The sequence below is a fragment of the Kitasatospora sp. NPDC056446 genome, from assembly GCF_042796115.1.
Lineage (GTDB): Bacteria > Actinomycetota > Actinomycetes > Streptomycetales > Streptomycetaceae > Kitasatospora.
On the sequence record NZ_JBHTRF010000021.1, the window covers coordinates 1 to 19,638 of the forward strand.

At 75.3% G+C, this 19,638-nt stretch carries 18 protein-coding genes; 9 read left to right on the forward strand and 9 right to left on the reverse strand.

The window, feature by feature from the left end:
• Positions 1-186 precede the first annotated feature (186 nt).
• The 3 genes from ACFQ6N_RS15470 (at position 187) to ACFQ6N_RS15480 (ending at position 3,197) form a co-directional block, all read left to right on the forward strand.
• A complete protein-coding gene (locus ACFQ6N_RS15470; RefSeq protein ID WP_380649449.1) occupies positions 187-1,251 on the forward strand; it encodes a polysaccharide deacetylase family protein in 1,065 nt (354 codons plus the stop codon).
• A gap of 99 nt (positions 1,252-1,350) precedes the next feature.
• On the forward strand, positions 1,351-2,226 hold the full coding sequence (locus ACFQ6N_RS15475; protein WP_380649450.1) for a DUF3592 domain-containing protein: 876 nt from the start codon (positions 1,351-1,353) through the stop codon (positions 2,224-2,226).
• Positions 2,227-2,237: 11 nt separating this feature from the next.
• Positions 2,238-3,197 (forward strand): hypothetical protein, encoded by a 960-nt coding sequence (locus ACFQ6N_RS15480; RefSeq protein WP_380649451.1) that lies wholly within the window; start codon positions 2,238-2,240, stop codon positions 3,195-3,197.
• Positions 3,198-3,219: 22 nt separating this feature from the next.
• Here ACFQ6N_RS15480 and ACFQ6N_RS15485 read toward each other — a convergent pair whose 3' ends face one another.
• The 4 genes from ACFQ6N_RS15485 to ACFQ6N_RS15500 form a co-directional block, all read right to left on the reverse strand.
• Positions 3,220-3,921 carry an exonuclease domain-containing protein gene (locus ACFQ6N_RS15485; RefSeq protein WP_380649452.1) on the reverse strand — a complete coding sequence of 234 codons (702 nt, stop codon included), beginning with the start codon at positions 3,919-3,921 and terminating at the stop codon, positions 3,220-3,222.
• Positions 3,922-4,093: 172 nt separating this feature from the next.
• The gene (locus ACFQ6N_RS15490; RefSeq protein ID WP_380649453.1) at positions 4,094-5,359 is read right to left on the reverse strand and encodes a Dyp-type peroxidase; all 1,266 of its coding nucleotides are present in this window, start codon (positions 5,357-5,359) and stop codon (positions 4,094-4,096) included.
• Between the two features lie 99 nt (positions 5,360-5,458).
• Positions 5,459-5,998, reverse strand: coding sequence for a GNAT family N-acetyltransferase (locus ACFQ6N_RS15495; protein ID WP_380649454.1), 540 nt, complete (start codon positions 5,996-5,998; stop codon positions 5,459-5,461).
• A gap of 107 nt (positions 5,999-6,105) precedes the next feature.
• Positions 6,106-7,296, reverse strand: coding sequence for an SAV2148 family HEPN domain-containing protein (locus ACFQ6N_RS15500; protein ID WP_380649578.1), 1,191 nt, complete (start codon positions 7,294-7,296; stop codon positions 6,106-6,108).
• A gap of 529 nt (positions 7,297-7,825) precedes the next feature.
• Between ACFQ6N_RS15500 and glgX the strand changes: the two genes are divergently transcribed.
• The 3 genes from glgX (at position 7,826) to treZ (ending at position 14,319) form a co-directional block, all read left to right on the forward strand.
• Entirely contained in the window at positions 7,826-9,949 is a 2,124-nt protein-coding gene (glgX, locus tag ACFQ6N_RS15505) for a glycogen debranching protein GlgX (RefSeq protein WP_380649455.1), read from the forward strand.
• A gap of 150 nt (positions 9,950-10,099) precedes the next feature.
• Entirely contained in the window at positions 10,100-12,583 is a 2,484-nt protein-coding gene (treY, locus tag ACFQ6N_RS15510; protein WP_380649456.1) for a malto-oligosyltrehalose synthase, read from the forward strand.
• A complete protein-coding gene (gene treZ / locus ACFQ6N_RS15515; RefSeq protein ID WP_380649457.1) occupies positions 12,583-14,319 on the forward strand; it encodes a malto-oligosyltrehalose trehalohydrolase in 1,737 nt (578 codons plus the stop codon). Before treY ends, treZ begins: the two co-directional genes overlap by 1 nt.
• Before the next feature lie 31 nt (positions 14,320-14,350).
• Here the strand turns inward: treZ and ACFQ6N_RS15520 are convergent, their stop codons facing one another.
• Positions 14,351-15,244: a transketolase family protein gene (locus ACFQ6N_RS15520; protein WP_380649458.1), complete on the reverse strand. Its 894-nt coding sequence runs from the start codon at positions 15,242-15,244 to the stop codon at positions 14,351-14,353.
• A 90-nt stretch (positions 15,245-15,334) separates the two neighbouring features.
• Positions 15,335-16,084: a transketolase gene (locus tag ACFQ6N_RS15525; protein WP_380649459.1), complete on the reverse strand. Its 750-nt coding sequence runs from the start codon at positions 16,082-16,084 to the stop codon at positions 15,335-15,337.
• A gap of 57 nt (positions 16,085-16,141) precedes the next feature.
• On the opposite strand from ACFQ6N_RS15525, the gene soxR reads away from it, so the two are divergent.
• Entirely contained in the window at positions 16,142-16,690 is a 549-nt protein-coding gene (gene soxR, locus ACFQ6N_RS15530) for a redox-sensitive transcriptional activator SoxR (RefSeq protein ID WP_380649460.1), read from the forward strand.
• A gap of 160 nt (positions 16,691-16,850) precedes the next feature.
• Here the strand turns inward: soxR and ACFQ6N_RS15535 are convergent, their stop codons facing one another.
• A complete protein-coding gene (locus ACFQ6N_RS15535) occupies positions 16,851-17,471 on the reverse strand; it encodes a formylglycine-generating enzyme family protein (RefSeq protein WP_380649461.1) in 621 nt (206 codons plus the stop codon).
• Positions 17,472-17,480: 9 nt separating this feature from the next.
• Positions 17,481-18,074, reverse strand: a complete 594-nt coding sequence (locus ACFQ6N_RS15540) for a TetR family transcriptional regulator (RefSeq protein WP_380649462.1) — start codon at positions 18,072-18,074, stop codon at positions 17,481-17,483.
• Between the two features lie 63 nt (positions 18,075-18,137).
• Between ACFQ6N_RS15540 and ACFQ6N_RS15545 the strand changes: the two genes are divergently transcribed.
• Entirely contained in the window at positions 18,138-18,620 is a 483-nt protein-coding gene (locus ACFQ6N_RS15545; RefSeq protein WP_380649463.1) for an SRPBCC family protein, read from the forward strand.
• 107 nt (positions 18,621-18,727) lie between these two features.
• A complete protein-coding gene (locus ACFQ6N_RS15550; protein ID WP_380649465.1) occupies positions 18,728-19,159 on the forward strand; it encodes an SRPBCC family protein in 432 nt (143 codons plus the stop codon).
• 3 nt (positions 19,160-19,162) lie between these two features.
• Here the strand turns inward: ACFQ6N_RS15550 and ACFQ6N_RS15555 are convergent, their stop codons facing one another.
• Positions 19,163-19,615: a hypothetical protein gene (locus ACFQ6N_RS15555; RefSeq protein ID WP_380649466.1), complete on the reverse strand. Its 453-nt coding sequence runs from the start codon at positions 19,613-19,615 to the stop codon at positions 19,163-19,165.
• Positions 19,616-19,638: the final 23 nt, after the last annotated feature.

Here is a 19,638-nt window from a genome sequence, read left to right on the forward strand (position 1 = left end):
GCGTTGGGGTGCGTGCATCGCAAGGCGGAGGAGGGAGTCCATGCGGAGCATCGGCGACCGACGACAACGCGGCGAGGTGCGTGCCCCGGCGTCGCACGCCCGGCGGGAATCGTCAGACACGCCCTCACGAACAGTCATCCTGACCCGAGGGATCGGCACCGTAGTCGCACCTCAGGAGGCGCCGCCATGGACCGGACCGCCCGCCACCCCTCCGCACCGACCCGCCCGTCCCTCCCGACCCGGCCGACCCGCCCGTCCCGCTCCCGGCGGCGACTGGTCGCGGGCTGCGTCGCGGCGGCCGCCGTCCTGGGGCTGACCGCCTGCGGGACCGCCAGTGGGGCGCTCCAGCCGCCGGCCACCACGGCCCAGTCGCCGAACGCCGCACAGCCGACCACCGCACAGCCGAACGGGACGGCCGCGACCACCATCGCGCCGACGCCCGGCTCCGACGGCATACCGCCCGCCCCGGCCGCCTCCGCCCCGGCCGTTCCGACCACCCCGGCCGTGCCTTCCTCCTCTCCGACCGCCCCCTCGGCGCCGGTGAAGCCGCGCACGCCCAAGGTGCCGGACACCTCCTCCCCGACCTCGCCCACGGTGCCCACCACGCCGACCGCGCCGGCCACCCCCGCCGCTCCGCCCGAGCACCCCGGGGCCGGCACGGTGATCGGCTCCACCGCCTCCGGCGGCCGGACGGTCGCGCTCACCTTCGACGACGGCCCCGGCCCCGCGACCGGCCAGATCCTCGACCTGCTCGCCCAGTACCACGCCAAGGCCACCTTCTGCGAGATCGGCCAGAACGCCGCCGCCAACCCGGCCCTGGTCAAGCGCGTCCTGGCCGCCGGGCACCGGCTCTGCGACCACAGCGTCCACCACCCGCAGCCGTTCGCGAAGCTCCCGCACGACAGGGCCGCGTACGAGATCACCGCGGCCCGGGACATGATCGTCCAGGCCAGCGGCCCCGGCACCCGGGTCGACTGGTTCCGCGCCCCCGGCGGCGGCTTCAACGCCGACAACGAGCAGATCACCGCGAGCCTGGGCATGTCCTCGCTCGGCTGGTCCGTCGACCCGCGCGACTGGTCCCGCCCCGGCGTGCCGGCCATCGTCTCCACCGTGCAGAAGCAGCTCAAGCCGGGCGGCGTCATCCTCATGCACGACGGCGGGGGCGACCGCAGCCAGACCGTGGCCGCGCTCAAGCAGCTGCTGCCCTGGCTGGTCGCCCAGGGGTACACCTTCGACTTCCCGGCTGCCTAGCGGCCCAGGGGGCTCCGGCCCGTCTGTTCGCCCGTCGTTCACCCGGTGGACAGCGGGCGGACGGTGCCCCCGGCGGAGCGCCACCACTAGCATCCGGCCATGACGGCGAACGGGCCCGAAGACGGCCGACTCCCCCTCCACGCACGGCAGATGAGCCCCGGCTGGGTGCTCGCCGCCCTCCTCGGGGCGCTGCTCTGCGCGGGCGGCGGATGGCTGCTGTCCACGGCCGTCGTCCTGATCGGCGGGCCCGACGACTGCGAGGTCCCGCCCTGTCACGGCGGCCCGGTCACCGCGCTCTACCTCCTCGGCGGGCTCTTCGCCGGCGGTGTCGGCCCGACCGCCACGGCCGCCGCCACCGGCCGGGCGACGGCCGGCTCGCCCCGGCTGCTGCCCCTCGCCCCGGTCCTGTGCGTCTCCTTCGCCGTCGGCCTGCTCGGCGCCGCCCGCACCGAGGGCCGCACCCACGTGTGGGCGCTCGCCGCGGCCGCGGTGCTCGCCGCACTGGCCGTGCCGAGCGCCATCATGGCCCGGCCGTACCGCGCTCGGGAACGGGCGGCGTACCTGGCGGCCGTGGCCGCCGCGCGCCGCCTCGACGCCCACGGCGTCCGCACCACCGGCACCGTCACCGCGATCGAATCGCTCGGCTCCGCCGAGGAGCACACCCTCCGGCTCCGGCTGACCGTCCGCTACCCGACGGCCGACGGCACCGGCCACACCCGTCGGTTCACCCGCGACTACCCCGTCTACGACGCCCCCCGCACCGGCGGCCGCGTCGCCGTCCGCTACGACCCGCAGGACCCGGCCACCGCCGACCTCGGCGACCTGCTGCCCGACGCCGCGCCCCCGCAGGGCACCCGCCCGCCGCTGACCGCCGAACTGACCCGCCTGGCCGCGCTGCACCGCGAAGGCGCCCTGGACGCCGCCGAGTTCGAGCGCGCCAAGGCCGCCCTGCTGGCCGACCCCGACCGGCCGTAGGGTGGGGCCGCATGAGCCGCCCCAGCACCGCCGACCTCGTCGCCGCCGTCCCCGCACTGGCCTCGTACCTGCGGCCCGCCACGCTGCTCCACCCGTACGCCGCGACCCCCGACCCGCGGGCGAGCCGGATCGGCGGGCCCGCGCTGTGGCCGGCCGGCGAACCCTGGCCGCAGTGCACCGCCGAGCACCTCTGCGACGAGTACCGGGACGTCTCCGCGGCCGACCGCGCGATCTGGGAGGGCATCGACCGGGCCGTACGCGAGCGGGCCCGGGCCGGCGGCCGGGCGCACGTCGTCACCTGGGCGGAGGCCGCCGAGCAGGAGCGGATCATGGACGGCGGCGACTGGATCGACCTGGTCGGCTGGCGCACTCACCGGACCGTCCCCGAGCGGCCCGCCGCCGCGACGGCCATGGTGCCGCTCGCCCACCTGCGCGCCGAAGACGCCCCGCACCTGCCCTGGCCGGAGGGCGCCGACCGGCTCCAGGTCCTCTGGTGCCCCAACGACCACGACGGCCTCCAGGGCGAGCGCTACTACCACGGCCCGAACGTCGGACTCCACTGGCAGCGCGCCGCCGACCTCGCCCCCGCCGCTCCCCCGGCACCCCGGCGCAGCGAGGACCGGTACCTGCCGACGCCGTGCGCGCTGCGCCCCGAACGGCTCGCGGACCTGCCCGACCAGGACGAACTGCCCGAGGCCGTCCACGACGCGGCGGAGGAGTTCGCGCGGCGGCACGGCCTGGAGTACCACCGCGCGCTGTCCTGCGCGGAGGGCTGGAAGGCCGGTGGCTGGCCGTCCTGGCACTCCACCGACCTCGTCCCGGTCGACTGCGGCTGCGGCGCCCGGATGGTCCACCTGCTCACCGTCGACAGCGGCGGCGACCCCGGCCTGTCCGTCGGACGGTTCGGCGAACTGCGCGTCTTCGTCTGCCCGACGGACCTCTCGCACCCCGTGGGTCTGAACATCCAGTAGGCCCGCCCGGGGCGGGCGGACCTCAGCGGGCGGGCCAGCGCGGGTCGACCACCGCCTGCGGGTCCTTGCCCCGGCGCAGCCAGGACTGGAGGCCCTCCGCCCAGTCCCGGTACCAGCCGATCTGCCGCCCGTGCAGGTCGGCCGGGGAGACCTCGCCGACCTCGGCCGGGTAGCGCCCGGCCAGGGCGACGGCGACCCGCACGGCCGCCAGCGCGTCGCTGCCCGCCTCGTGCGCGTCCGTCAGCTCCACCCCGTAGACCTCGCAGACCCGCTGCAGGGTGCGGGAGCCCTTGCGGTACTTGTCCACGGCCCGGTCGATCACCAGCGCGTCCAGCACCGGACCGACCGGCCCGCCCAGGCGCTCCGCGAGCACGGGCAGCCCGTACCGGCGCAGCTCGGCGTCGAGCAGCGACAGGTCGAACGGCGCGTTGAACGCCACCACCGGCCGCCCGGCGACGATCCGCTCGCAGAGCGCGGCGGCTATCTCCTCCACCGCCTCCTTCGCCGGCCGCCCCTTGCCGCGCGCCACGCCGTCCCCGATCCCGTGGATCGCCTCCGCCTCGGCGGGTATCGGCACCCCGGGGTCGAGCAGCCAGTGCGCGGCGCCCACGCGGGCGGCCCCGACCGTGTCCACGAGCGCGGCCGTGACGATGCGGTCCACGGCCGGGTCGGTGCCCGTGGTCTCCAGGTCGAAGCCGACCAGTGGCTGCTGCCACCAGCTCATCAGGTGTGTCCTTCCGTCCAGCCTCTCCGAACAGCCCCTATCATCACCCGCCCCACCGACAACCCGGCCGGCCGCCCCGGCCCGGGGGTCGGGCGGACGGTGGCCGGGGGGCCGGTCAGGCCCCGAACGGGGGGCCATCAGGGGGCCGGGCGGACGGTGGACGGGAGGCTGGTCAGGTGCCGGCCAGCAGGGTGCGGCCGAGCCAGTCGTCCTGGTCCCGGACGCCGGGCAGGACGTAGAAGTAGCCGCCGCCGGTGGGGCGGAGGTGGCGGGCGAGGGGTTCGGTGTTGAGGCGGCCCTGGACGGCTTCGAACTGGCGCCGCACGTCCTGCTGGTAGCAGCAGAAGGCGAGGCCGAGGTCGGGCTCGCCGTCCTGGTCGAGGCCGCGGTCGAAATTGAAGGCGCGGCGCAGGACGCGGCTGTCGCGGGCGGCGTCGGTGCGGGGGTTGGCGAGGCGGATGTGGGAGTCGAGGGGGACGACGGCGCCGTCGGGGTCGTGGGAGTAGTCGGGGGTGTCGGTCTCGTTGGCGGCGCCGAGCGGGGCGCCGTCGCTCTTGCGGCGGCCGATCAGCCGTTCCTGCTGCCGCAGCGGGACCTCGTCCCAGCCCGCCAGGAGGGTGCGGACGGCGCGGATGACCTGGTAGCTGCCGCCGGCCGCCCAGCGCGGTTCGCCGCCGCCCTCGCCGACCCAGACCAGGGCGTCCATCTCCCGGGCCGAGCCGGTGTCGGGGTTCTCGATGCCGTCCTTGAAGCCGAGCAGGTTGCGGGCGGCGCCGGTGGGGCGCGAGCGGTTCTGGAAGCCGTCGAGTTGCCAGCGCGGGCGGATCAGTCCCTTGCTGCTCCGCAGCAGGTCGCGGATGGTGTGCTGGACGGTGTCGCGGTTCTCGGCGCAGACCTGGAGCGAGAGGTCGCCGTGACATTCGGCGGGGCGCAGGGCGTCCACCGGGAAGGCGGGCATCGCGGTGAGCCGGTGCGGGCGCAGGGCGGCGAGGCCGTAGCGGCGGTCGAACAGGGAGGCACCGACGGCGACGGTGACGGTGAGGTCGTCGGCGGGCAGGACGGGCCCGAGGGTGCCGCTGTCGGTGGGGGCCGCGTCGGGGCCGGGGTCGGGCGGGGTGCCGCCGGCGGTGAGGAAGCGGATCCGGTCGGTGAGGGTGTGCAGGAGGCTCTGGAGGGCGGCGCGGTCGCGGGCCTTGACGTCGAGGGCGAGGAAGGTGCCGTAGCCGGGGGGTGGGTTGGTGATGCCGGCCTGGTGGACGCCGTGGAACGCGATCCCCCTGGTCCCGGTGCGGCCGGCCGCGGCGGCCGGGCGGTCCGGTCCGAGGGCGAGGGGGCCGGCGGCGCCGAGGACGGCACCGGCGCCGAGGGCGGTGCGCAGCAGGCCTCGGCGGGTGGCCCTGGGGTGTCCGGGGCCGGTGGGGTGCGGGCTGTCGATCATGGAATCGGACGCTAACGGGCCGCCGGGCCGGGGCGCCGCGAGCGCGCCGGTCCCGGGGGGCGTGTCGGATGACTACCGGCCGGTCACCAGCCGTCCGGCCTACGCCGGGGCGGGTCCGGACGCGGGTGCGGGTCCGGACGCGGACGCGGGTGCCGGGGCGGGCGCGGATGCGGCGGCCGGTACCGGTCCGGGTGCCGGGCGGTACAGGTGGACGTCGACCGGGTCCTCGTGGACGACGGTGAAGCCGTGCCGTTCGTACAGCCGCTGGGCGGCGCTGCCCCGCAGGACGACGAGGCGCACCGGCTCCCCGGCGGCGTCGGCCCCGGCGAGGAGCCGGCGCAGCACGGCGGTGCCGATGCCCCGGCCCTGGAGGCGCGGGGCCAGGTAGAACAGTTCCAGGTGGCGGCCGCCCTGTTCGTCGGGGCGGACGGTGACGGAGCCCGCGAAGGCGCCGTCGACCAGCAGCACGGAGGTGTACCTGGTGGAGAAGGAGTCCCGCACGCGGCGGCGGGACCGGTCCGGGTCCCAGCGGCCGAGGCGTTCCAGGTCGGCGCGCATCACCTGCTCCTTGAGGTCGGTGATGCGTTCGAGGTCGGCGGGGGCCGCAGGTTCCAGGGTCCAGACGGGAAGGCTGTTCACGGCCCGCAGTCTGGCACCGGCCCCGCCCGGCCGACCAGCGCGTTTCCCACGGTACGGACACCGGGGCGCCGTCCGGGAGAACACCGGGGCACTGTCCGGCCCGGGCGTCAGGACACCGGCCGGGAGTCCCCCCAGATGCCCTCGAACTCCTCGCGGTAGACCTCCAGCAGCCCGGGCTCGGTGCCGCCGGGCTGCTGGCCGGCGCCACCGCGCAGCACCAGCGCCGGGGACTCCATGCCGCGGGCGCGGCGCAGGTAGGGCTGGATGACGCCGAGGTCGCGGCCCTGGCGGCGCCCGCCCGCCTGGCCGGCGGTGCGGGGGCCCTCGACCAGGTAGGCGGTGAAGCGCGGGGTCTCGTCGAAGACCCGGATCTCGAAGCCGCCCTGGTCCCGCAGCCGGGCCCGGACCCGGCGCACGTGCATGATGTTCATCTCGATGGAGCGCGACAACTCGTTGCGTCCGAGGCCGAGTTCGCGTTCGCGGCGGCGCACCGCGCTGCTCGCCGGGTTGAGGAAGAGCAGCCGGACCCGGCAGCCCTCGCCGGCCAGCCGGACCAGGCGCTTGCCGGTGTAGTTCTGGCAGAGCATGCCGAGGCCGATGCCGAGCGCGTCCAGCCGCCGGGCGCCGTCCAGCAGGTCCTCGACCGGCAGGTCGCGCTGGAGCCGGACGCGGTCGGCGTGCACCGCGACCACGTCCGCGTACCGGCCGGCCACCAGGGACTCCACGACGTCGGCGGGCACCCCGCCCGCGCCACCGTCCAGGACGGCCAGCAACCGGGCGGCGGCCCGCTCGGTCTGGGCGAGGACGGTCTGGGTGAGCACCCGGTTGCGGGAGACCACGTGCCGGGCCACTTCCAGTTCGTCCAGGGCGAGTTCGATCTCGCGCCGGTCGGCCAGGTAGGGCTCGAAGCAGGGCCAGTGCTGGACCATCAGTTCGCGCAGCTGGGGCAGGGTGAGGAAGACCAGCGGGTCGTCGTCGGCGGGGTCGAGCAGGTAGCCCTTGCGGCGGCTGACCTCGCGCACGGCACCGGCCCGGTGGGCCCACTCCTCGCCGGCCGGTCCGGCGGCGGCGGTGACCCAGTCCTCGCCGTGGGCGGGGGCGTAGATGGGGTGCAGCACCTCGTCCACCAGGGAGCGCAGCCGCTGCTCGACGAGGTTGAGCCAGACGTAGGCGCGGCCGGACAACCGGACCCGCTGGTAGGCGTCCTCCCACTCCCCGGCGGACCAGGCCAGGGCGGGTATCTCGACCGGGCCGCCCTGGGCGGGCACCAGCGAGCGGCCGGTCAGGGTGGGGCGCATGACCACCGTGGGTGCCTCGCTGCGGGCCGCGCCCCGTTCGGGGCCGTCCGGCCCGGAGCCACGGCCGCCGGCGGGGAACACCATGCGCCACCTCATCTGGTTGCTGCGGCTGACCACCGCGGGCGCGGGGGCCGTTGACAGACCGTCGGGGCCCGCCGGGTCGGCCGGGGCGGCCGGACGATCAAGGGTACTGCCCGCCGAGAGGCGCCCGCAGCCGGATGCCCGAGGGCCGGCCCCGCCCCGGGGGCCGCCCCGCCCGCACCACTGGCACCACCGGCACCACACCAGCGGCACCACTCTTCACACGAATGCCCGCCGGACACTCGTTCGGCCCAACCCGGGCCGGTTCTCCCGGCCACCGGGGAAGGGCTCGGGAATCATGCGGGCTGTGCCGTGCGTCACGGCACGCGAGCAGCGCACATGCCCGGTCACCCGGCCGGGCAGGAGAGCGTCCGGGTCCGGTCGGACCGTCGGACGTATTGTCGGACTACATGTCAGTTTCCGTCAGCAGCAAGGAAGTTGAGGAGCCATGCAGGTCTGGCCCGGTACGCCCTACCCGCTCGGCGCCACCTACGACGGGGCCGGCACCAACTTCGCCGTGTTCTCCGAGAGTGCCGACCGCATCGAGCTGTGCCTGATCGACGGGGACGGCTCCGAGACCGCCGTCGAACTGCGCGAGACGGACGCCTTCGTCCGGCACGCCTACCTCCCCGGCATCCAGCCCGGCCAACGCTACGGCTTCCGCGTGCACGGACCGTACAACCCCGGCCTGGGCCAGCGGCACAACAGCGCCAAACTGCTCCTGGACCCGTACGCCAAGGCGATGAGCGGCCACATCGACTGGGACGAGTCCGTCTACGGCTACCACTTCGGTGCCCCCGAGCGCCGCAACGACCTCGACTCCGCCCCGCACACCATGCACTCGGTGGTGATCAACCCGTACTTCGACTGGGGAACCGACCGGCCGCCGCGCACCGACTACCACCGCACCGTGATCTACGAGGCCCACGTCAAGGGCCTCACCCGGCTGCACCCCGGCATCCCCGAGGAGATCCGCGGCACCTACGCGGGCCTGGCCCACCCGGCGACGATCGAGCACCTCGCCAAGCTCGGCGTCACCGCGATCGAACTGATGCCGGTGCACCAGTTCGTCCGCGACCACCGGCTGCGCGACCTCGGCCTGGCCAACTACTGGGGCTACAACACCGTCGGCTTCTTCGCCCCGCACTCCTCCTACTCCTCCACCGGCGACCGCGGCCAGCAGGTGCAGGAGTTCAAGTCGATGGTGAAGGCGCTGCACGCGGCCGGCATCGAGGTGATCCTGGACGTCGTCTACAACCACACCGCCGAGGGCAACCACCTAGGCCCGACCCTCTCGCTGCGCGGCCTGGACAACGTCTCCTACTACCGCCTCGCCCGCGACCAGCGCTTCTACGAGGACACCACCGGCACCGGCAACAGCCTGCTGATGCGCAGCCCGCACGTGCTCCAGCTGATCATGGACTCGCTGCGCTACTGGGTCACCGAGATGCACGTGGACGGCTTCCGCTTCGACCTCGCCGCCACACTCGCCCGGCAGTTCCACGAGGTCGACCGGCTCTCCTCCTTCTTCGACCTCGTCCAGCAGGACCCGGTGGTCTCCCAGGCCAAGCTGATCGCCGAGCCCTGGGACCTCGGCGAGGGCGGCTACCAGGTCGGCAACTTCCCGCCGCTGTGGACGGAGTGGAACGGGATGTACCGCGACACCGTGCGCGACCTGTGGCGCGGCGAGAACGCCACCCTCGCCGAGTTCGGCTCCCGGCTCACCGGCTCCTCCGACCTCTACCAGGACGACGGCCGCCGCCCGATCGCCTCCATCAACTTCGTGACCTGCCACGACGGCTTCACCCTGCGCGACCTCGTCTCGTACAACGAGAAGCGCAACCAGGCCAACGGCGAGGACAACCGCGACGGCGAGTCCTTCAACCGCTCCTGGAACTGCGGCGTCGAGGGCCCCGCCGACGACCCTGCCGTCGAGGAGCTGCGAGCCCGCCAGCAGCGCAACTTCATCGCCACCCTGATGCTCTCCCAGGGCGTGCCGATGCTCTCCCACGGCGACGAGCTCGGCCGCACCCAGCTGGGCAACAACAACGCCTACTGCCAGGACAACGAACTCACCTGGGTGCACTGGCCGGACGACGACGGGCCGCAGGCGCGGCTGCTGGAGTTCACCCAGGGGATGATCTGGCTGCGCCGCGACCACCCGGTGTTCCGGCGGCGCCGGTTCTTCCACGGACGGCCGGTGTCCGCCTCCGGCGGGTTCGACGACCTCACCGACATCGCCTGGTTCACCCCGGCCGGGGAGGAGATGACCAAGCGCAACTGGGGCGCCAGCCACGCCAAGTCGCTGACCGTCTTCCTCAACGGGTACGCGATCTCCGAGCCGGACCGGCGCGGCGGGCGGATCATCGACGACTCCTTCCTGCTGATGTTCAACGCGCACTTCGAACCGCTGGAGTTCACCGTGCCCGCCGACCACGGCCGGGAGTGGCAGGTCGTGGTCGACACCGCGCAGCCCCGGCTGCCCGCCCCGGGGACGGGGGCCCGGGTCAAGGCCGGGGACACGCTGTGGCTCACCGACCGCTCGCTGCTGGTGCTCCAGCGGCCGGCCTAGCGGGGGCGCGGCGCGGACGGGACCGGGCGGACGGGTGGAACGACCGGGTCCCAGGGTGGGCCGGACGACCCGCCCGGGGAAGCGGCGCGGTCACCTGTTCGGATCAGCAGCGGGTCTTGGCGGCGGGCCGCCCCGGGTACCTATGGAGCTATGACCTCCGCCGCCGAGCCCGCGCAGCCCCGCCCGGCCGCCACCCCGCCCGGCACGCCCACCGCGAGCTACCGCCTCCAGCTCCAGCCCGGCTTCACCCTCCGCGACGCCACCGCCGCCGTCCCCTACCTGGCCGCCCTCGGCGTCTCCCACCTGCACCTGTCCCCGCTGCTGGAGGCCGTCCCCGGCTCCACCCACGGCTACGACACCGTCGACCACACCCGGATCAGCGAGCAACTCGGCGGCGAGACGGCCCTGCGCGCCCTGGCCGCCGCCGCGCACCGGCACGGACTGCGGCTGATCGCCGACGTGGTGCCCAACCACATGGCCGTGCCCACCCCCGAACGGCTCAACCGCCCGCTCTGGCAGGTGCTGCGCGACGGGCCCGACTCGCCGTACGCCCGCTGGTTCGACATCGACTGGACCGCCCAGCCCGGCCCCGCCGACGCCCCCGGACGCGGCCGGGTACTGCTGCCGGTGCTCGGCGACCGGCTCGGCGCCGTCCTCGACCAGCTGACCGTGGACGGCGAGGTGCTGCGCTACCACCGGCACGAGCTGCCGCTGCGCCCCGGCACCCGGGAGCTGCCGCTGCCCGAACTGCTCGGCCGCCAGTGGTACCGGCTCGCCTGGTGGCGGCTGGCCCGCACCGAGCTCAACTACCGGCGCTTCTTCACCGTCAACGAGCTGATCGCCCTGCGGGTCGAGGACCCGGAGGTGTTCGCCGCCACCCACGCCGTCCTGCTGCGGTTGCACGCCGACGGCGTCCTGGACGGCTTCCGGATCGACCACCCGGACGGGCTCGCCGACCCGCGCGGCTACCTGCGCCGCCTCGCCGCGGCCACCGGCGGGGCGCCGGGGACCGGCGGAGCAGCGGGGGCCACCGGCGGCGCGTACGTCGTGGTCGAGAAGATCCTCACCGGCGAGGAGCGGCTCCCCGCGGACTGGCCGGTCGCCGGCACCACCGGCTACGACGCGCTGCGCCGCATCGACGGCGTCCTCACCGACCACGCGGGCGCCTGCCGGCTGGCCGGGGCGTACGAGTCGTTCCTGCGCGGCGGCACCGTCCGGGACCCGTGCGAGGACCCGCACCCGGCGGTCGCCGCCGCCCGGCGCGGACGGGCCGACATGACCGGTCCGGACGGCGAGCTCGCCGCCGAGGTCGAACGGCTGGTGCGGATCGCGCTGCGGATCGGCGCCGCCGAGCCCGCCCACGCCGACCACGCGCCCTGGCAGCTGCGCGCGTCGCTCGGACGGCTGCTCACCGGCTACCCGGCGTACCGGCCGTACGCGCGGCCCGGGGAGCCCGCCGACGACAGCCACCTGCGAGCCGTCCTGGCCGGCTCCGCCGACCCGACCGACCGGCTGCTGGCCGCCCTCGCGCTCGGCGGGCTGGGGCGCGGCGCCGACCGGGACGAGTTCTGCGTGCGCTTCGCCCAGACCGCCGCCGCGGTGGCCGCCAAGGGCGTCGAGGACACCGCCTTCTACCGCTGGAACGCGCTGCCCGGCCTCAACGAGGTCGGCGGCGAGCCCGCCCGGCCCGGGCTGCCCCCGGCGGACTTCCACGCCTGGTGCCAGCGGCAGGAACGCGCCTGGCCGCACGGCATGACCGTGCTCTCCACCCACGACACCAAGCGCAGCGCCGACGCCCGCGCCCGGCTCGCCGTGCTCGCCGAGCAGCCCGGCACGTGGGCCGCCGAGGCCGCCGCCTGGTCCACCGCGGCCGGGCCCCGGGCGCCCGGCCTCGACCCCGACACCGACTGGCTGCTCTGGCACACCCTGGTCGCCGCCTGGCCGATCGACCCGGACCGGCTGGCCGCCGCGCTGCTCAAGGCCGCCCGCGAGGCCAAACTGCACACCTCCTGGACGGCCGCCGACCCCCGCTACGAACGGGCCCTGGAGGACCGGGCCCGCGCCGTCCACGGCAACCCCGGGCTGCTCCCCCGGATCGAGGGCGCGGTGCACGCCCTCGCCCCGTACGCGCGCTCCAACACCCTCGCCGCCGCGCTGCTGCACCTCACCGTGCCGGGCGTGCCGGACCTCTACCAGGGCAGCGAGGAGCCGCTGTACACCCTGGTCGACCCGGACAACCGGGGCGTGGTGGACTTCGGCGCGCTCGCCGTACGGCTCACCGACTCGGCCACCGCGCGCCCCGGCGACCTCGCCCGCGAGAAGCTGCACCTCACCACGACCGCGCTGCACCTGCGCCGCTCCCGCCCGCTCGGCGGCTACCGCCCGCTGACCGCGGCGGGCCCCGCGGGCGACCACCTGCTCGCCTTCGCCCGGGGGGACGACGTGGTCACCGCCGTCACCCGGCTGCCGTACGGGCTGGACCGGGCGGGCGGCTGGCAGGGCACCGTGCTGGAGCTGCCGCCCGGCGGGCCGTGGACCGACGAGCTGACCCTGCGGGGCTTCCCGGCGGGCGCGGTGCCGGTGGCCGACCTGCTGGCGACCCACCCGGTGGCGCTGCTGACGAGGAGGGGCTGATGGCGGTCTACGAGGTCTGGGCGCCGAACGCCGGATCCGGCGTCAGCGTCGAAGTCGACGGCGCCCCGCACGAGTTGGCCCGCTGCGCCGACCGGGACGGCTGGTGGTCCGGCGAGGCCCCGGCGGGCGACTACGCGTTCCGCCTCGACGGCGGGCCGCCGCTGCCCGACCCCCGCTCGGCCCGGCAGCCGTTCGGCCCGGACGGTCCGAGCCGCCCGGTGGACCACGCCGCGTTCCACTGGTCGCAGCCCGTCCGGCGCGGGCGCCCGCTGCCCGGGGCGGTGCTGTACGAGCTGCACGTCGGCACCTTCACCACCCGCGGCACCTTCGACGCCGCCGCCGAACGCCTGGACCACCTGGTCGGGTTGGGCGTCGACTTCGTCGAGCTGATGCCGGTCTGCCCGTTCCCCGGCCGGCACGGCTGGGGCTACGACGGGGTCTCGCTCTGGGCCGTCCACGAGCCCTACGGCGGGCCCGACGGGCTGAAGCGCTTCGTCGACGCCGCCCACCGCAAGGGCCTCGGCGTGGTGCTGGACGTCGTCCACAACCACCTCGGCCCGTCCGGCAACTACCTTCCCGCGTACGGCCCGTACTTCACCGACCGGCACCACACCCCGTGGGGGGCCGCGGTGAACCTGGACGCGCCCGGCTCGGACGAGGTGCGCGCCTACCTGATCGGCAGCGCCCTGGCCTGGCTGCGCGACTACCGGATCGACGGCCTGCGGCTGGACGCCGTGCACGCCCTCGCGGACGACCGCGCGATCCACTTCCTGGAGGAACTCTCGGGCGAGGTACAGAAGTTGGCGGTCACCACGAACCGCCCGCTGTTCCTGGTCGCCGAATCCGACCTCAACACCCCGCGCACCACCGCGCCGCGCGAGGCCGGCGGCCAGGGCCTCACCGCCCAGTGGAGCGACGACTTCCACCACGCCCTGCACTGCGCGCTCACCGGCGAATCCCAGGGCTACTACCGGGACTTCGCGCGCGAGCCGCTCACCGCCGTCGCCCGCACCCTCACCCGGGGCTTCTTCCACGACGGCACCTGGTCCTCCTTCCGCGGCCGCACCCACGGACGGCCGTTCCCGACCGGCGAGGGCCACCGGCTGCTCGGCTACCTCCAGACCCACGACCAGATCGGCAACCGGGCGCTCGGGGACCGCCTCTCCACCACCCTGCCCACCGGCCGGCTCGCCTGCGGCGCCGCGCTGGTGCTCACCTCGCCGTTCACCCCGATGCTGTTCATGGGCGAGGAATGGGGCGCCGCGACCCCCTGGCAGTACTTCACCGACCACACCGACCCGCACCTCGCGGACGCCGTCCGGCAGGGCCGGCGGCGGGAGTTCGCCGCGCACGGCTGGGCCGCCGAGGCCGTCCCCGACCCGCAGGAGCCCGCCACCCTGCTGCGCTCGGTCCTCGACTGGACCGAGCCCCGGCGCACCCCGCACGCCGAACTGCTCGACTGGTACCGGACGTTGATCAGGCTGCGGCGCGAACGCCCGGAGCTCGCCGACCCCGACCTCGGCGCGGTGCGGACGGTGACCGACGAGGCGGCGGGCTGGCTGGTGGTGCACCGCGGCCCGTACCGGATCGCCGTCAACCTCGGACCGGAGGAGGCCGCGCTCCCGCTGGGGGCCGCCGGGCGCGAGGTGGTCGCCGCCTTCGGGCCGGCCGTGCTGGACGGCGCGGTGGTGCGGGTGGCGCCGGACGCGGTCGCGGTGGTCGCGGTCGCGGTGTAGGCCGGGCGGGGCAGGGCGGGGGCAGCGGGGCTCACCAGAGGAAGGTGCCGATCCGCTGCTTCAGCGAGGCCGCGTCCAGGCCGTAGGCCGCCAGGTGCTCCGGGATCGAGCCGTAGTGCCGGTGCTCCTCGCGCGGCACGCCCAGCCCCAGCACCCGGTGCGGGCGGTCGGCCAGCGCCGCGTGCGCCTCGTTCGCCGAGGTGCCCGCCAGGTACGGCTCGACCAGCACCACGTCCGCGCGGTCGCCGACCGCCGCGCGCAGCCCGGCGGCGTCGAAGGGGCGCACCGTCGCCGCGTACAGCACGGTGACGTCCAGGCCCTCGGTGGCGGCGAGCACCGCGTCCAGCATCGGCCCGACGGCCAGGACGGCGCCGCGCGAGCCCTTGCGGACGGTGGTGAAGCGGCCCGGCTCCACGGCCACGGCGGCCTCGTTCTGGTGCCCCGAGAGCCGGACGTACACGTTGCGGTCGCCGTCCGCGTAGGCGTGGCGCAGCAACTGCTCGGCCTCGTCCGGGTGGCCGGGGACGTGGACCGTCCAGTCCGGCAGGGTGTCCAGCAGCGCCACGTCGCCCGGCGACATGTGGGTGCGGCCGCCGGCCGGCCAGTCGTACGAGCCGGCCGCGCTCACCAGGACGGCCCCGACGCCCTGGTGGACCAGGTCCAACTTGACCTGCTCGAAGGGCCGTTCGATCAGGAAGCTGGCGAAGGTGTGGGCGATCGGGCGCATCCCGCTGAGCGCCAGTCCGCCGGCCGCACCGATCAGCAGCTGTTCGCGGATCCCGACGTTGACCACCCGGTCGGGGTGGCGCTCCTGCGCCGGGGCGAAGGCGGCCGCGGTGATGTCGGCGAGCACCACGGCCAGCCGGGGGTCCTCGTCCAGCAGGCGGGTGGTGACGTCGACGAAGCGGTCGCGCATGGTGTCCATCGGTGGGGTTCCCTTCGGGGGTCTGCGGCTTGGTGCGTCTTGGTGCGGCTTGAGGCGACTTGAGGCGGTCGGGCGGTCGGGCGGCAGGGCTCAGGAGTCCTTGGGCTCGACCCGGGCGACCACCACGTGCGGGCGGCCCGGGTGCTCGGCGGTGAAGGCGCGGTACAGCGCCTCGTGGTCGCGGCCGTCGACCGTCGCGGTCGACCAGCCCTCGGCCTCGAACCGGGCCGCGATCCCGCCCCGCCAGCCGTGCGTGGCCGAGGAGTTGTCGATCACCACCGCGTGCAGCCGGTCCAGCCCGTACGCCCCGGCGAAGGCCACCGCCTCGGCGTTGGAGCCCTCGTCGAACTCGGCGTCGCCGACCAGCACCCACACCGCCGGGTCGGTCAGGCCCTGCGCCCGCAGCCCCAGCGCCGTGCCGACGGCCAGCGGCAGGCCGTGCCCGAGCGAGCCGGAGGCGATCTCCACGCCGGGGATCAGCAGGCGGTCCGGGTGGTGCCCGAGCGGCGAGTCGTAGCCGCCGAAGCTCGGCAGCACCTCGGGGTCGATGAAGCCCTTGGCCGCGAGCACCGCGTAGTACGCCATCGGGCCGTGGCCCTTGGACAGCAGGAAGCGGTCACGGTCCTCGGCCTCGGCGCTGCCGGGGGTGACCCGCAGCACCCGGTCGTACAGCACCCAGAGGGCGTCCAGGGTGGAGGTGGCGGCGGGGCCGTGCTTCTCGTCGCCGGTCATCAGGCCCATCAGGGCCGGCAGGTCCTCGAACCGGGCGCCGGCGGCAGGCTCCGACCGGGTCCCGGGACGGGTGCCGGTCACGGTTTCCGCGGTTGCGTTCGTCGTCATGACCACGATGGTGCAACTTAAAGCCAGCTTGAGGTCAAGCGGTTACAGTGGGCTCCCATGACCGCCCATTCCGACGGCCGCGGCACCTCCGGCCCGCACCACGCCGACCTGCTCACCATCGGCCGGCTCGCCGAGCGCAGCGGCCTCGCCCCCTCCGCCCTGCGGTACTACGAGAGCCTCGGCCTGATCGCCGCCACCCGCACCACCGGCGGCCAGCGCCGCTACACCCGCGGCACGCTGCGCCGGATCGCGTTCATCCGCGCCGCCCAGCGGGTCGGCCTCTCCCTGGACGAGGCCCGGGTCGCCCTCGACCGCCTCCCCGAGCGCCCCGCCCCCAGCGGCACCGAGTGGGACCGGGTCGCCGGGTCCTGGCAGACCCGGATCGACGAGCAGATCGCCGAACTCGAACGGCTGAAGCGCAAGCTGTCCGGCTGCATCGGCTGCGGCTGCCTCTCCCTGACCCGCTGCGCCCTCTACAACGCCGGCGACCGCGCCGCCGAGGCCGGCCCCGGCGCCCGCTACCTGCTCACCCGCGACCCGGCCGACGGGCCCGAACCGGTCTCCCCGGCCGCCGACGCCTGCGGCAGCCGCCCCGCCGGCCGGTGAGAACCCCCTTGCCGCCGCCGCGCCGCCCTGCCTACGCGGTGGGCCGCGAGCACGTCCTCAAGCTGTTCCCGGCCGCGAGCGCCCAGGATGCCCTCGCCGAGGAGTGGTTCGGCGTCGCGTAGGCCGAACCTTTCGGATACCGCCGGGCGCGCGCCCGCCGTCACCCGGTGACCGACCGGGCGAGCCGGAACCCCACGTCGTCGATCCGCAGCGTCGGATGGCTGCGCCGGCGGACGGAGGCGCGGCAGCTCCAGTGCTCGTCGAACCAGCCGCCGCCGCGCAGGACGCGGTAACTCCCGTACACCTCGGCGTCGTAGAGGTCCCAGCACCACTCCCACACATTGCCCAGGAGGTCGTACAGCCCGTAGGCGTTCGGCCGCAGTTCGCCCACCGCGTGCATGCGCTCGCCCGAGTTGGCGCGGTGCCAGGCGATCTCGTCCAGCGGGCCGTAGCGCGGGCCGTCGGTGCCGGCGCGGCAGGCGTGCTCCCACTCGGCTTCGGTGGGCAGCCGGTAGCCGTCGGCGGCGCGGTCCCAGGTGACGTCCTCGCCGTCCGACGCGTAGGCGGGGGTGCGGCCTTCGCGCCGGGAGAGCTCGTTGCAGTAGCGGACGGCGTCGTGCCAGGAGACGCTGTGCGCGGGCCGGCGGTCGTCGGTCACGCCTTCGTACTCCTCGCGGGTGACCGGACAGGACGCCAGCTCGTACCGTGCGACGTCGACGGCCCAACTGCGCTGGGTCCGGCGGTCGGAGAGTGTCACACTGCCGGACGGTACGGTGATCATCCGGCGATCCTACGGTCGGCCGGCGCGCAGCAGGTCGGCCGCGCTCCGCTCGGCCAGTTCCTCCGCGTGCGCGGGCAGCGGCGCACCGGCGTGCAGGGGGCCGCGCACGATGGCGAGCGGCAGGCCGGCGACGGCGAGCCTGAGCCGGTCGACGTCCAGGGGGGTGGCCGCGCCCGCGCGCTCGGCCAGCCCGGCCATGACCTCCCGCAGCCGCCGGCCGCCGAGCCGTTCCCGTTCCCCGTACTCCTGCGGCCAGTCCGCCTTGCCGAAGGCCTCGGCGCCGTACAGCAGCACGACGGCCCGCTCCCGGTGGGCCCGGCACCATGCGACGACCTGCCGGGCCACCGCGCCGGCGGCCAGGTGCGGCTCGGGGTGCGCGTCGAAGGCGGGCAGGCACGCGGCCTGGAACTCCTCCACCGTTCGCAGCCACAACTCGGCGAGCAGGGCGGTGCGTTGGGGGAAGCGGTGGTACACGGAGCCGTTGGGCGCGCCGGACTCGCGGGCGACGGCGGACATGGTGACGGCAGCCGGTCCGCCGGCCGCCGCGAGCCGGACGGCGGCGTCGAGGAGGGTGGCTTCGTCGTGACGGGGTGGCCTCGGCATGAAGTAGAGAGTACTCTCCAATTCAATTGGAGGGGAACCTCCAAAACCAGGAGAGGACCCGGCATGGCCGTGCTCAACATCCACGAACGCACCATCCCGGCACCGGCGGCAGCGGCCGGCGCCCTCATCGACGGCCTCGCGGGCCCCGACGACCCCATCTGGCCCGGACCCGCCTGGCCCCCGATGCTCCTGGACGGCCCGCTCGCGGTCGGCGCCGCCGGCGGACACGGCCCGGTCCGCTACACCGTCGCCGGGTACGCGCCCGGCCAGTGGGTGCGGTTCCGCTTCAACGGCCCGCGCGGCTTCGACGGCTTCCACGAGTTCACCGTCCAACCGGCGGGCGAGGGCGCCCTGCTGCGCCACACCATCGCCATGCGGCTGCACGGCATCGGCCGGCTCAGCTGGCCGCTGGCCTTCCGGTGGCTGCACGACGCCCTGCTGGAGGACGGCCTGGACCGGGCGGTCCGGTCCGGCGGCGGCACCGTGCCCCGCCCCGCCCGCTGGAACCCGTACGTCCGCCTGCTGCGCCGGCTCATCCCGCACTGATCCGCGACTGATACGCGACCGGTCCGGCGCCGACCACTGGCACCCGAGCCGCTCCGACCGCCAGGATGGTCCGGTCCTGGCGGAACACCGGAGAGGGAGCAACGACCATGGCGGAGACGAAGGTCAGCACGGTGGTGGACACTCCGGCCGAGCGCCTGTGGGAGCTGATCGGCGACTTCCACCGTCTCGGCCACTGGCACCCGGACCTGCCCGAGAGCAGGCCCGGCAACGAGCTGACCGGCAACGCGATCGGCACGGTGCGGGTCTTCGAGTTCGGCGGCACCGTGCTGCACGAGACCCTGCTGGGCTACAACGGGGAGGCGCGCAGCTACACCTACAGCTTCCCCGACGGGACCTTCGAGCTGCTCCACTACCGGGCCACCCTGCGGGTCACCCCCGTCACCCAGGCGGACGCCTCCTTCGTGGAGTGGAACGCGACATACGACGTCGAAGCCGGGCACCGCAAGGCCTCCGGCGACTTGGTCCACGGCGTCTTCAGCGCGGGCCTCACCGCCCTGCGCGAGCGCTTCGCGGGCTGACGGCTACACGGTCGACGCCACCCAGGTGACCCAGCCCCAGCCGGTCACCGTGACCGCCGCGCACAGCCAGGCGACCACGACCGCCCGACGGCCGCACTCCCGGCCCCGGGCCCGCTGGAACCCGGCGACCAGCCCGGCGACCGCGGTGACCGGCAGGAGCAGGAAGGCCAGGTAGAAGAGCCAGCCGTCGACCGCCAGCGCGAACATGACACCCACGAGCCCCGACGGCACCGACACCGCCGCGACGGCCATCCCGGCCGCCGCGCAGGCGACCCGGAAGTGGTCCCGGCGGCGGAAGAACGTCGGCACGGCACAGGCCACCGCGCAGACCAGCCCGGCCGCATACAGGAACACCCCGGCCGTGCCGAAGCCGTCCGCCACGGCGACCACGGGCAGCAGGAACGCCCCGACCCCCAGCCCCGAAAGCCACCGGGCACTCACCGGCACCGCGACCATGGATCCCCCTGCACGCCAGAATT

Bases quoted from the DNA above. Each gene is read 5' to 3' on its own strand.
- ACFQ6N_RS15480 (WP_380649451.1), top strand. From the start codon at position 2,238: ATGAGCCGCCCCAGCACCGCCGACCTCGTCGCCGCCGTCCCCGCACTG.
- ACFQ6N_RS15475 (WP_380649450.1), top strand. From the start codon at position 1,351: ATGACGGCGAACGGGCCCGAAGACGGCCGACTCCCCCTCCACGCACGG.
- ACFQ6N_RS15555 (WP_380649466.1), bottom strand. From the start codon at position 19,615: ATGGTCGCGGTGCCGGTGAGTGCCCGGTGGCTTTCGGGGCTGGGGGTC.
- ACFQ6N_RS15545 (WP_380649463.1), top strand. From the start codon at position 18,138: ATGGCCGTGCTCAACATCCACGAACGCACCATCCCGGCACCGGCGGCA.
- ACFQ6N_RS15535 (WP_380649461.1), bottom strand. From the start codon at position 17,471: ATGATCACCGTACCGTCCGGCAGTGTGACACTCTCCGACCGCCGGACC.
- ACFQ6N_RS15550 (WP_380649465.1), top strand. From the start codon at position 18,728: ATGGCGGAGACGAAGGTCAGCACGGTGGTGGACACTCCGGCCGAGCGC.
- ACFQ6N_RS15490 (WP_380649453.1), bottom strand. From the start codon at position 5,359: ATGATCGACAGCCCGCACCCCACCGGCCCCGGACACCCCAGGGCCACC.
- ACFQ6N_RS15540 (WP_380649462.1), bottom strand. From the start codon at position 18,074: ATGCCGAGGCCACCCCGTCACGACGAAGCCACCCTCCTCGACGCCGCC.
- treY (WP_380649456.1), top strand. From the start codon at position 10,100: ATGACCTCCGCCGCCGAGCCCGCGCAGCCCCGCCCGGCCGCCACCCCG.
- ACFQ6N_RS15520 (WP_380649458.1), bottom strand. From the start codon at position 15,244: ATGGACACCATGCGCGACCGCTTCGTCGACGTCACCACCCGCCTGCTG.
- soxR (WP_380649460.1), top strand. From the start codon at position 16,142: ATGACCGCCCATTCCGACGGCCGCGGCACCTCCGGCCCGCACCACGCC.
- ACFQ6N_RS15525 (WP_380649459.1), bottom strand. From the start codon at position 16,084: ATGACGACGAACGCAACCGCGGAAACCGTGACCGGCACCCGTCCCGGG.
- ACFQ6N_RS15470 (WP_380649449.1), top strand. From the start codon at position 187: ATGGACCGGACCGCCCGCCACCCCTCCGCACCGACCCGCCCGTCCCTC.
- glgX (WP_380649455.1), top strand. From the start codon at position 7,826: ATGCAGGTCTGGCCCGGTACGCCCTACCCGCTCGGCGCCACCTACGAC.
- treZ (WP_380649457.1), top strand. From the start codon at position 12,583: ATGGCGGTCTACGAGGTCTGGGCGCCGAACGCCGGATCCGGCGTCAGC.
- ACFQ6N_RS15485 (WP_380649452.1), bottom strand. From the start codon at position 3,921: ATGAGCTGGTGGCAGCAGCCACTGGTCGGCTTCGACCTGGAGACCACG.
- ACFQ6N_RS15500 (WP_380649578.1), bottom strand. From the start codon at position 7,296: ATGCGCCCCACCCTGACCGGCCGCTCGCTGGTGCCCGCCCAGGGCGGC.